This is a genomic window from Salinibacterium sp. NG253 (genome assembly GCF_015864945.1).
Lineage (GTDB): Bacteria > Actinomycetota > Actinomycetes > Actinomycetales > Microbacteriaceae > Rhodoglobus.
Genome location: NZ_JADYWF010000002.1, coordinates 469210 through 480691 on the forward strand (window position 1 = coordinate 469210; position 11482 = coordinate 480691).

11 protein-coding genes and 1 riboswitch are annotated in these 11482 nt (G+C 60.9%); of the genes, 9 read left to right on the forward strand and 2 right to left on the reverse strand.

The annotated features are described in order from the left end of the window. Nucleotides 1-49 precede the first annotated feature (49 nt). The 5 genes from I6E52_RS12130 (at nucleotide 50) to I6E52_RS12150 (ending at nucleotide 4010) form a co-directional block, all read left to right on the forward strand. Complete coding sequence (locus tag I6E52_RS12130) at nucleotides 50-1186, forward strand: iron-containing redox enzyme family protein (RefSeq protein ID WP_197157761.1); 1137 nt, start codon at nucleotides 50-52, stop codon at nucleotides 1184-1186. After that, nucleotides 1183-1410, forward strand: a complete 228-nt coding sequence (locus I6E52_RS12135; RefSeq protein WP_197157763.1) for a CDGSH iron-sulfur domain-containing protein — start codon at nucleotides 1183-1185, stop codon at nucleotides 1408-1410. Before I6E52_RS12130 ends, I6E52_RS12135 begins: the two co-directional genes overlap by 4 nt. Nucleotides 1411-1435: 25 nt before the next feature. Further along, the gene (locus I6E52_RS12140) at nucleotides 1436-1825 is read left to right on the forward strand and encodes a PPOX class F420-dependent oxidoreductase (RefSeq protein WP_197157765.1); all 390 of its coding nucleotides are present in this window, start codon (nucleotides 1436-1438) and stop codon (nucleotides 1823-1825) included. Nucleotides 1826-1834: 9 nt separating this feature from the next. Next, on the forward strand, nucleotides 1835-2038 hold the full coding sequence (locus I6E52_RS12145) for a hypothetical protein (RefSeq protein WP_197157767.1): 204 nt from the start codon (nucleotides 1835-1837) through the stop codon (nucleotides 2036-2038). A 226-nt stretch (nucleotides 2039-2264) separates the two neighbouring features. After that, entirely contained in the window at nucleotides 2265-4010 is a 1746-nt protein-coding gene (locus I6E52_RS12150; RefSeq protein ID WP_197157769.1) for a VWA domain-containing protein, read from the forward strand. A gap of 90 nt (nucleotides 4011-4100) precedes the next feature. Here the strand turns inward: I6E52_RS12150 and ctlX are convergent, their stop codons facing one another. Together ctlX and I6E52_RS12160 are read right to left on the reverse strand one after the other, a co-directional pair. Next, nucleotides 4101-5093 (reverse strand): citrulline utilization hydrolase CtlX, encoded by a 993-nt coding sequence (ctlX, locus tag I6E52_RS12155; protein ID WP_197157771.1) that lies wholly within the window; start codon nucleotides 5091-5093, stop codon nucleotides 4101-4103. Between the two features lie 7 nt (nucleotides 5094-5100). Continuing rightward, nucleotides 5101-6132, reverse strand: a complete 1032-nt coding sequence (locus tag I6E52_RS12160; RefSeq protein WP_197157773.1) for an ornithine cyclodeaminase — start codon at nucleotides 6130-6132, stop codon at nucleotides 5101-5103. Nucleotides 6133-6263: 131 nt separating this feature from the next. Between I6E52_RS12160 and I6E52_RS12165 the strand changes: the two genes are divergently transcribed. The 4 genes from I6E52_RS12165 to gcvP all read left to right on the forward strand — a co-directional run bounded on the left by I6E52_RS12165 (nucleotide 6264) and on the right by gcvP (nucleotide 11465). Next, a complete protein-coding gene (locus I6E52_RS12165) occupies nucleotides 6264-6695 on the forward strand; it encodes an Lrp/AsnC family transcriptional regulator (protein WP_197107398.1) in 432 nt (143 codons plus the stop codon). Nucleotides 6696-6749: 54 nt separating this feature from the next. Continuing rightward, nucleotides 6750-6871: riboswitch (glycine riboswitch) on the forward strand. Between the two features lie 138 nt (nucleotides 6872-7009). Further along, nucleotides 7010-8167 (forward strand): glycine cleavage system aminomethyltransferase GcvT, encoded by a 1158-nt coding sequence (gcvT, locus tag I6E52_RS12170; RefSeq protein ID WP_197157775.1) that lies wholly within the window; start codon nucleotides 7010-7012, stop codon nucleotides 8165-8167. Nucleotides 8168-8169: 2 nt separating this feature from the next. Then, the gene (gene gcvH / locus I6E52_RS12175) at nucleotides 8170-8541 is read left to right on the forward strand and encodes a glycine cleavage system protein GcvH (RefSeq protein WP_197125574.1); all 372 of its coding nucleotides are present in this window, start codon (nucleotides 8170-8172) and stop codon (nucleotides 8539-8541) included. After that, nucleotides 8541-11465 carry an aminomethyl-transferring glycine dehydrogenase gene (gcvP, locus tag I6E52_RS12180; RefSeq protein WP_197157777.1) on the forward strand — a complete coding sequence of 975 codons (2925 nt, stop codon included), beginning with the start codon at nucleotides 8541-8543 and terminating at the stop codon, nucleotides 11463-11465. The genes gcvH and gcvP overlap by 1 nt, the downstream gene beginning before the upstream one ends. Nucleotides 11466-11482: the final 17 nt, after the last annotated feature.

The following is an 11482-nucleotide window of genomic DNA, read 5'->3' on the forward strand; positions in this document are numbered from 1 at the left end:
ATCGTACAACGATTCAATCCCCACTTTCAGATGAAAAGGAGAGGTCATTATGGCCACAAGCGAGAACTCTCTTCCCGGAAATTCGGCAGAGTACGACAAATGGTGCGATGAAGAGATCGAGGCCCGCGGCCCGATTAGTGAGCTGCTTCTTAACGCGTTTTCACAGCAGAGCAAACCGCAAGAGGTCGTGGGATTGCCTGAAGCTGTAGCGTCCGCTGTCGAAAGCGGTCGGGATCTCATCCGCGATGAAGACGTGCAATTGGCGCTGTTTCTGCTCTACGGCCTCTACTACGGGGCCGTGGTGGAAAATGGCGATCGCTGGGAGTGGGATCTGGGCACTATCGCGGCGCGACTCGATCTCGAGCAGGCGTTCGAGGCGCAGCTCCGTGCGGCGGTCACCATTCCGGAGTTGCCGAACGCTGCGGACGAGGATGTCGCTGCCGCCCTTTTTGAGTTCACCAGCGCAGACTCCGGACCGAGTCTCTCTCGCTATGTGGCAAAGAAACTCACGGCGGATCAAGCCCACGAGTACTTAGTGCAGCGTTCGATTTACACACTGAAGGAAGCTGACCCGCACTCCTGGGCAATTCCGCGCCTTCGCGGTCGGGCCAAGGCGGCGCTGGTCGAGATTCAGTCCGATGAGTATGGCGCCGGGCGCCGAGATCGGATGCACTCCGAAATTTATGCTCGCACCATGCGCGGTGTGGGGCTCGATTCGCGGTATGGCGCGTACCTCAACTACGCGCCAGCGATCACGCTGGCGTCGTTCAACATGATGTCGATGTTTGGGCTCCATCGCCGACTTCGCGGGGCCATCGTCGGCCACTTGGCGGCATTCGAAATGACGTCATCGATCCCCAACAAGCTGTATGCGCGTGGCTTCCGCCGCCTCGGTTATGGAGGCGATGTCACTGAGTACTTCGATGAGCATGTGGAAGCCGACGCGGTTCATGAACAGATTGCGGCGCGCGACTTAGCTGGCGGTTTGGCGGAGAGCGAGCCAGCGTTGCTGAGCGAGATTTTCTTTGGCGCGGGTGCGTGCCTCCTACTTGACGACTGGGTGGCGCAGCACATGCTGGAGTCGTTCGAGGCCGGGCGTTCGTCGCTTCGAAAGCCTCTCGCGGCGCTGGCGACCGGCGACTTCGTGAATGATTCCAACCCGATCGGAGAGGTAGCGGCACGATGAACAAGCAGTCCCACAATTCCCCTGAGGCGCGCGGCTCTGACGATGTCGAAGTGATTGCTTGCGCCGACGGACCGCTCTTGGTTCGAGGCGCGATTGACTTGCGATCGTCAGACGGCGAGCCCATTCCTCAATCACGGCGCACCGTTGCGCTCTGCCGCTGTGGGGTGTCAGACATCAAGCCGTTTTGCGATGGAACTCACAAACTCGTCAACTTCAAGGCGTAGTGGCGCAGGCGGCGATAATGGGGAGATGACTTCTCCTGAATTCTCCGCTCTGGCCACCGAGCCTTATGTCTCGCTCACTACTTTCCGCAAGTCGGGGGATGCGGTCTCTACCCCGGTGTGGATTGTTGCGGATGGCGATCGCATGTTTGTTACGACGGCGCCCCATTCGGGCAAGGTGAAGCGCATCGCTCATACTGATCGCGTCGAACTGACCGCGTGCGACATGCGTGGCACGATAACCGAGGGTGCTGCCACGGTGACGGCGACCGCGAGTGTTCATCATGATGCTGAGACTTTGGATGCCATGGATGCGGCTCTCAAGAAAAAGTACGGCGCCAAGTACGCGGCAATCCGTCTCGCGCAGAAGCTTCGCGGCACTGCAGGGCAATCGGTTGCGATCGAGTTGCGCGCGTAGGTTCGCATCATGAGCCTCGATGACGATCCGTTCGGGTTCGAGATCACGAAGAGTGGTGAGGTGCGCATTTTTCGCGCTGGTCGCGAGGTTGTGGTGGTGCGAGGTGTTGCTGCGGCCAACTTGTCGGCGCGTTTAGGAACGAGTGCAGCTTCTGATCAGCAGGTTTTGGCGCGGGCGACGGGAAACTACCGTCGCGGCAATGAACGGCGTTAGAGGGCGGGAGCAAGCACTTTATTCCCATGCAAAAATCTTGCGCTAGGAGATGAAATCAGGCGTCTCACCGGGATATTCGTTGGTTTCACGCAACGATACTGAGAATAACCTGTGTAAGGCCGTTTTATTGAAGCGAAATTGTGTCACTATTGTGTAGGCCCCCGAAAGGGGGTCAACTCTTGGTTCCCCCGAAATCAAGTGCACCCGTGATCGATGGAGTCCCCCTGTGTCCCGACCTCGCCACCGTTCCAGAACAATTAAATCCTGGTTCCTCCGCGCTAGTACACCCGCCCTCGCAACCCTGCTCACCCTGTCCCTCGCCGGTGGTGGCGCTCTCGTAGCGCTTGCTGCCCAGAACAAGCTCGACGATTTTGTGGCCCAGACTTTCGGATGCCCGAATGCCACCGAACTCGTTGTCGTCACCGATCCCACCATTTCGTCGACCGTCCAAACCGTCGCGAATGCTTTCAATGCGGAGCACGTTGGTCAATGCCTCTCGGCCACAATCGTGACGCAGCGCTCCGCGGATACCGCCGCATTGCTGGCATCCGGCACCTCCACTGGTGCTGACGCCTGGATCCCTGATTCGCCGATTTGGTTGAACCGAGTGGAAAGCACCGCGACCGCTCTCGGCCGCGAAATCCCCAAGACGCAGGAGTGGGATTCGATCGCATCGAGCCCGCTTGTGCTGGCAACCCCGGCCGTGAAGGTCGCGGAATTCGAAGCATCCGAGGTGGGGTGGGGTGCAATCCTTGATGGCCGTTACCGCACGCTTCTGCCTGATCCTGAATCGTCATCTGCGAGCATGATCGCGCTCGCTACCCTCAATGATCTCGCGGCAGATACCGACCCTGCTGACTTCGACCGTGTGCTGATGAATCTGGGGCGCTCGATCCCCGACTCCACCAAGGCGGCCTTCACCGAGCTGCAGATCACTGACTCACGCACGGTTGCTCTCGCAACCGAGCGAGAGATCGTGGAACATAACGCGTCCAGCCCTGACGAGCCTCTGGTGGCGCTGTACCCGTCCGAAGGCACCGTCGCCCTCACCTACCCCTTTGTTGTTGTCGATAACTCCGAAGTAACGGAACTCGAAGCCTCACGGATGACCGACGAAGAACGCGCAGAACTCGCCGACCTCGAAACCTCTCGTACGAAGCTTCTTGAGGAATTTGCTGATCTTGTTCGAGGCTCGGCTCAGGTCCTGAACGCCGAAGGTTTCCGTGACAACGCCGGCGAGGGCGAGATTCTCGCCTCCGGTGTCATCGCAGCACCCGTCGCCACCAAGTCGGTGGGAGACACTGACGAACTCGTGAGCATTCTGCGCAACTGGAACGCCCTCAACCTGCGCTCGCGCATTCTCACCGTCGTCGACGTTTCTGGTTCGATGCTTGAGCGTGCCTGGGACGGTCAGCGCCGCATCGAGATGTTCCAGAACTCGGCCGAGGATGCCTTCAGTACGCTTTCTGAGGATGACGAGCTCGGCATGTGGCTCTTCTCCAAAGAGCGCGTTGGCACCGAGGACTGGGAAGATGTCGCGGGCATCCGCTCCATGAACGATCCCGAGCACGTTGAGAACCTTCAGGCGATCATCGACACCCTCCCGTCGCGCATCAACGGCTACACCGGTCTCAACGACACCGTTTTGGCCGCGGTTACTCACGTGCGCGAAGACTTCAACCCCGACAAGGTCAACTCAGTGATCCTCATAACTGACGGTCGCAACGAAGACGACAACGGCATCTCCTTGGAGAAGCTGGTTGACGAACTGAACGCGATGATCGACAACAACACTGATGAGCCCGTTCCCGTGGTGCTCGTCGGAATTGGGCCAGACACCGACGTCGAAGCGATGCGAAAGATCGCCCAGGTCACCGGTGGAACGGCCTACCAAGCAAACAACCCCACCGAGCTCAGTAACGTGATGCTCGAGGCGTTGTCACAGCGCGACTGCCGCCCGAACTGCAGTTAGCGAACGCCCAGCAACCTGCGACACCACTGGTGTCGCAGGTCGCTGAGGTCTGTGGCGAAGGCGGAGGGACCCGCTTCCACCACAGATTGGCTAGGCGCCTGCTGTCGGGGCTGCTTCGGCAGCGTCGGCAGCAGGAACGCCGGCGGCAACATCCGCGGCCATGCGTGAACGACGATCCAGATGGATGCCGGCCACCATGCAGCGCACCGAGCCACCGGCCAACTCGATCGTCGGAATGTCGAGCGGCACGATCTCGCAGCTGGCTTCGATCACCGAGCGCTGAGCGCGAGTGAGACTCGCGAGTGCGCGGTTTGAGAGGGCCAAGATGCGGCCGTTCGGAGTCCTCAGCTCGAGAGCATTTCCCGCAAAGTTAGCAATCTGCTCAGCCGTGAGGTCGATCAGGGTGCGACCGGGGGCGGTCAGGCGCTCGGCCATTTCCATGCGGCGATCTCCCGACGCAATCAGGTCGAGCCCGATCATGGCGAAGTCGGTCGCGATGCACATCATGACGTTGGTGTGGTAAATCGGCACACCGTGGCTGTCGCGGGCCTCAAACATCATTGGCTCATAGCCGAAGGATGCGCAGAACCGTTCGAGCGCGAGCGGGTTGGCGCGGTGCGATTCTGCCGCATACGCTACCCGGTTGGTGTGGTCGATGACCATCGCGCCGGTGCCCTCAAGGTAGATGCCGTCGTGCTCTAGTCCGGAATAGTCCACGACATCCTGCACCCGAAAGTCATGCTTCAACATTTCAATGACATCGGTGCGTCGCTCGGTGCGCCGGTTTGGAGCAAACATCGGATACACCGCAACGCGCCCACCACTGTGCGTCGAGAACCAGTTGTTCGGGAACACACTGTCGGGCCGCGTGCTCTCCTCATCCTCAAACACGTGGATGTTGACGCCCGCGTCACGCAACGTCTCGGCCACCTGGGTGGACTCGTCGTACGCGGCGCGAGCAATCTCATCCGGAGTGCGGCTGGGGTCAGTCGACTGGAAGGCATTGTCGCCCGCAGTTTGGCTATTCGGGGTGAAACGGTGCGGGCGGATGAGAACAGCGGCCGAAGGGGCCTGAACGCTCATCGGTGGCCTACGCGGTCAGTACAGGAACGCGCGACACGAGCGAGAACAGATCCTTGGGGTCAGCCGGGTCGGCAATCAGGTCAAGGTTCGTTGCATAGTCGGTGTCACGAACAGCGTCGAAGACGTAGCGCAGTGCCGAGAAGTCTTCGATCGCGAAACCAACGGAGTCGAAGAGTGTCACTTCCTCAGCGGAGCTGCGGCCCGTCGCGGTACCGGCGAGAACTTCCCACAGCTCGGTGATGGGGGAGTCCGCTTCAACCTGCTGAATTTCGCCCTCGATGCGGGTTTGCTCGGGGAACTCGACGAACACGGTCGAGTTGCGCACGATGGCCTCTTCGAGTTCTGTCTTGCCTGGGCAGTCTCCGCCAATGGCGTTGAGGTGCATGCCGGGTTCAATCATGTCGGCGGTGAGAATCGTCGCGTTCTTCTTGTCGGCGGTGCAGGTGGTGACGATGTCGGCGCCGGAAACAGCGTCTGCTGCTGAGGTTGCGCGCACGATGTCGAAACCGAGTGGCTCAACGTTGCGGATGAACTTGTCCATCGCAGCGGGGTCGGTGTCCCAGACGCGCAGGCTCGTGATGCCGAGGCCGGCGCGGAAGCCGAGTGCCTGGAACTCAGACTGAGTGCCGGTGCCGATGAGGGCGAGAACACTGGAGTCGGGGCGAGCCAAAGCGCGCGCGGCCATGACGGAGGTCGCAGAGGTGCGCAACGCCGTCAGCAGGGTCATCTCCGAGAAGAAGGTGGGGTAGCCGTTGTCGACGCGGGCAAGCATGCCGAGCGCAGTCACGGTCTGGAAGCCCAGTGCAGGGTTGGATGGGTGGCCATTGACATACTTAAAGCCGTACGTTTCGCCATCGCTCGTCGGCATCAATTCGATGACGCCTTCGGGGGAGTGGGCGGCAACGCGAGGTGACTTGTCGAACTGGGGCCACTTGGCATAATCCTGTTCGAGGTAACCCACGATGCCCATAATGATTGGCTCGATGCCGGTGTCGGCAATCCAGCGGCGCATGTTGTTGACGTCTACGTAGTGAACCATGGTCACTCCTTTCGTTGCGGTAATCGTGCTTCCTACGTTACGAATGTGCACTATGTAGCTACAACTCCCAGTCGACGCTATTTCCGGCCAATAACTAGGCATAATGCGAGGCTAAATTATACACTTTGTGTATGTCTGACTTAGATGACCTCGATCGTCGCCTCCTCGCCGCGCTTCGAGCCGATGCGCGAGAGTCAGTGGCGAGCCTCTCGCGTCGCCTCAACGTCACGCGCGCGACCGTCACGAGCCGTATCGATCGCCTCGTGAGCAACGGCACAGTGCTCGGTTTCTCGATCCGTATTCGGGAAGATCGCGACCCGTCCTTTATCCGGGCGATTGCCTTTGTCGAGGTAGAAGGGCGATCGACGGACTCTGTGATCAGCCAGTTGCGAGGCCTGCCCGAGATCCACGAACTTCACACCACCAACGGCGCCTGGGATCTGGTGGCAGACATCCGCACCGACAGCCTCAGCAACTTTGACCGGGTGCTGGCCCGCATGCGCAATGTGGAAGGTGTCGTGAACAGTGAGACCAGTTTGTTGCTCAGTTCAGCGCTTCTGTAGCGCGAGCATCCTTCCCACATTGCTATGCTGAACTCACAACTGAACATCGGGCCGCAACACGATGCGGGAGAGCCGGGCACCCAGCGCTAGTCAACTGAAATTGGCAAGCGTCAGGCCGGCACCGAAGGAGCAAGCCTCCCCGCCAATCTCTCAGGTTCACGTACCGCACCGCACTGGCCACTCTGGAAAGAGAACCTCGCATCACCCTGAGGTTCCGCCGACGGTGAAAGCTCGCTAGCGTTTAGCGTGTGAAGCTCTCAGGCTCATCACAGAGGGGGAGTTCTATTCACTAGCCCATGCGCCAGGAGAACTCCGTGACCGATGTATCAAGTTCTGAAGCTTCATCCGCTGAATCTTCGCCCACCGCGGTGAGGTATTCGCCGTTGCACAACATCCATGAGCAACTCGGTGCTGCGTTCACCGATTTCGCTGGCTGGATGATGCCGGTGCGGTATAGCTCCGACCTCGCCGAGCACCATGCCGTGCGCACCGCTGCCGGCATTTTCGACATCTCGCATATGGCCGAGATTCACGTGCGCGGCGCTGACGCTGGCGCGTACCTCGACTACGCGCTCGCGGGCAAGCTCTCGGGTATTGCCTTGGCTCAAGCCAAGTACAGCCTGTTGCTCAATGAGGCGGGTGGCATCATCGATGACCTCGTCACCTATCGCCTTGCCGACGACCATTTCCTCGTCGTGGCGAACGCAGGCAACCGTTTCGCTGCCGCAACTGCTCTCACCGAGCGCGCTGCCGACTTTGACGTAGTGGTCACCGACGAGAGCGACGACTACGCGCTTATCGCCGTGCAGGGTCCGGTCTCGCGCGCCATCCTCGAAGCGACCGCCGGTCTCGGCGACTTCGCTACGCCGCTCGACGAACTCAAGTACTACCGCGAAACCGCGGCCACCTTCAACGGCACCGACCTCATTATCGGTCGCACCGGGTACACGGGCGAAGACGGCTTTGAGCTGTACATTCACGTGGATGCCGTGGCCGACCTCTGGGCAGCGCTCACCGTCGCCGGCGAACCGCTCGGCCTCGTGCCCGCCGGTCTCGCGTGCCGAGACACTCTCCGCCTCGAAGCGGGCATGCCGCTGTATGGACACGAGCTCAACCTCAGCACCTTCCCCGTGCAAGCGGGCCTCGGCCGCGTTGTTGCGCTCAGCAAGGAAGGCGACTTTGTCGGCCGCACTGCAATCGAAGCCGGGCCGGATGCTGACGCTCGCGTTCTCGTCGGTCTCGCTGCCGAGGGTCGCCGTGCCGGTCGCGCCGACTACCTCATCTTCGACGGCGACACCGAGGTCGGAGTCATCACCTCCGGTGCGCTCTCGCCGACTCTGGGCCACCCCATCGCGATGGCTTATGTCGACCCCGCCGTGAGCGAGGTCGGCACCGAGCTTCACATTGATGTGCGGGGCAGTCGCATTGCTGCATCCGTTGTTTCCCTACCCTTCTACAAAAGAGAGGCCTGATCATGGCTGAGAAGAGCGAATTGCAGTACACCGCCGAGCACGAGTGGGTGTTGGTTGACGGCAACGTCGCGACGGTCGGAATCACCGACTTCGCGGCAGGCAAGCTGGGCGACATCGTTTTCGTTGATCTGCCCAAGGTTGGGGCCACCGTCGCTGAGGGCAAGATCGTTGGCGAGATCGAGTCGACCAAGTCGGTGGGCGAACTCTTCGCTCCCGTTGCGGGAACCGTCGTCGAATCCAACGATGCTGTCGCCGACAGCCCAGAACTCGTCAACAGCGACCCCTTCGGCGAAGGCTGGCTCGTGAAGATCGAATTTACTGAACTCCCGTCGATGCTCAGCCTCGACGAATACACCGCATTGACAGGCGAATAATGCCCAACCCTTTCATCAGCGGCACGTTTGCTGACCGCCACATCGGCACGGATGACGCAGCCCAGGCCAGCATGTTGGCCGCTGTCGGCTACGACAGCCTCGAATCGCTCGTGGATGCTGCGGTTCCGCCCGCCATTCACCAGACTCCGATCGTGAATTCCACGATCCCGGCTCCCGCCTCTGAGCGTGAGGCGCTCGCCGAACTGCGTGCTCTCGCCGGCGCAAACAAGATTCGTCGCAGCATGATCGGTCTCGGTTACTACGACACCATCACGCCCGCCGTAATCAAGCGCAACGTGCTTGAAAACCCGAGCTGGTACACGGCCTACACGCCGTACCAGCCGGAGATTTCGCAGGGTCGCCTTGAGGCGCTCCTCAACTTCCAGACGATGGTTGCTGACCTTGCTGGAATGACCACGACGAACGCGTCGATGCTCGATGAGGGCACCGCCGCTGTTGAGGGGATGCTCCTTGCGCGCCGTGCGGCTCGCGTGGAGTCGCCCGTGTTCATCGTGGATGCCGATACTTTTCCGCAGACCAAGGCTCTGCTGGCGAACCGCGCGGAGGCTCTCGGAATTGAGCTTGTTGAGATCGACCTGGCAACGCTCGGTGCGAACCCTGAGCTGCCGGAGTGCTTCGGCGCGCTCATCCAATACCCGGGCGCAACCGGTCGCGTGTGGGATTCCAGCGAGGTTATCGCTGCAGTGAAAGCTCACGGCGGACTCGCCGTTGTTGCCGCTGATCTGCTTGCGTTGACGATTCTCAAGTCGCCCGGTGAACTCGGCGCAGATGTTGCCGTCGGCACCACACAACGCTTCGGCGTTCCGATGGGCTTCGGCGGACCGCACGCCGGCTACATGTCGGTGCGCAAGGGCCTCGAACGCCAGTTGCCCGGCCGCCTCGTCGGTGTATCTCAGGATGCCGCTGGCGACCCCGCCTACCGTCTTTCGTTGCAGGCGCGCGAGCAGCACATCCGCCGCGAGAAAGCGACCTCCAACATCTGTACCGCGCAGGTTTTGCTCGCTGTCATGGCATCCATGTATGCCGTTTATCACGGACCGCAGGGCCTCAAGCGAATCGCTCAGCGCATCCACCACGACACCGCCAAGTTCGCAGCACGCTTGACCGCTGCCGGCTACACGGTCGAGAACGAGACCTTCTTCGACACCCTCTCTGTGACGAAAAAAGGTCAAGCGCAAGCGATCGCCGCCAAGGCACTCGAGAGCGACATCCTGCTCTATGTTGTGGATGCTGACACTGTTCGTTTGAGCTTCGACGAAGTCTCGACGCAGCCTTACGGTGGAATGCTCGCCGCGCAAGAGAACGATCTCGCCGAAGCCTTTGGGCTCGAGAGCGGCTACACGACACCGCTTGACGACTCCAGCATCCCCGAGGCTCTCAACCGCACGAGCGAGTACCTCACGCATCCGGTGTTCAACACGCACCGCTCGGAGACGAGCATGATGCGGTACCTCAAGTACCTCGCCGACAAGGATTACGCGCTCGACCGCGGCATGATCCCGCTGGGCTCGTGCACGATGAAGCTCAACGCAGCGACCGAGATGGAAGCGGTGAGCTGGCCGGAGTTCGCAGGCATCCACCCCTTCGCTCCGGCCGAAGATGTGTCGGGCTATCTCGTCATGATTTCGCACCTAGAGTCGTGGCTCACTGAGGTCACCGGTTACGACACCGCGTCGTTGCAGCCGAACGCCGGAAGCCAGGGCGAACTCGCGGGGCTCCTCGCAATTCGTGGCTACCACCGCGCGAATGGCAATCCGGAACGCACGATCTGCCTCATTCCGTCGAGTGCTCACGGCACGAACGCCGCCAGCGCCATGCTCGCCGGAATGCGTGTCGTCGTGGTGGCCTGCGATGATCTCGGCAACGTGGATCTCGACGACCTGCGTGCCAAGATCGCCGAGCACGCGAGTGAAATCGCCGCCCTCATGATCACCTACCCCTCCACCCACGGTGTCTACGAGCACGAAGTGCGTGAAATCACGCAGGCCGTGCACGATGCTGGCGGTCAGGTGTACGTCGATGGCGCCAACCTTAACGCCCTGCTCGGTTACGCGCGGTTCGGGGACTTCGGCGGCGACGTCAGTCACCTCAACCTGCACAAGACCTTCTGCATCCCGCACGGTGGTGGCGGCCCCGGCGTTGGTCCGGTTGTGGCGAAAGCGCATCTGGCTAAGTTCTTGCCTGGCCACCCCATGGCGCAGAGCCAGCATCATCCCGCTTTCGACATGCAGACCGGTGCTGCTGGTCCCTATGTTCACGCTGGGGGAGCGGTGAGCGCTGCGCCCTACGGAAGCCCGAGCATTCTGCCGATCACGTGGGCCTACGTGCGCATGATGGGATCGGCTGGCCTCAAAGCCGCGACCGGTGCCGCTGTGCTTTCAGCCAACTACATTGCGGTGCGCCTACGCGAGCACTTTCCGGTGCTGTACGCGGGAGACAACGGCCTCGTTGCTCACGAGTGCATCCTCGATCTGCGTCCGCTCAAGGAAGCGACCGGCATCGACAACAACGATGTCGCCAAGCGCCTCATTGACTACGGTTTCCACGCTCCGACGATGTCGTTCCCGGTATCGGGCACGCTCATGGTTGAACCTACCGAGAGCGAAGACCTCGCTGAGCTCGATCGCTTCATCGACGCGATGATTGCCATCAAAGAAGAAGCGGATGCCGTGGCGGCCGGAACGTGGCCAGCCGACGACAACCCCCTCATCAATGCTCCGCACACGGCGCATTCGGTGATCGCGGGCGACTGGGATCACTCGTATTCGCGTGAGCAGGCGGTGTATCCGTTGAGCTCTCTCGTTTCGGGCAAATACTGGCCGCCGGTACGCCGTGTTGACAACGCGTATGGTGACCGCAATTTGGTCTGCTCGTGCCCGCCGATTGAGGCGTTTGCGCACTAGCGAAATGCCCTAAATTT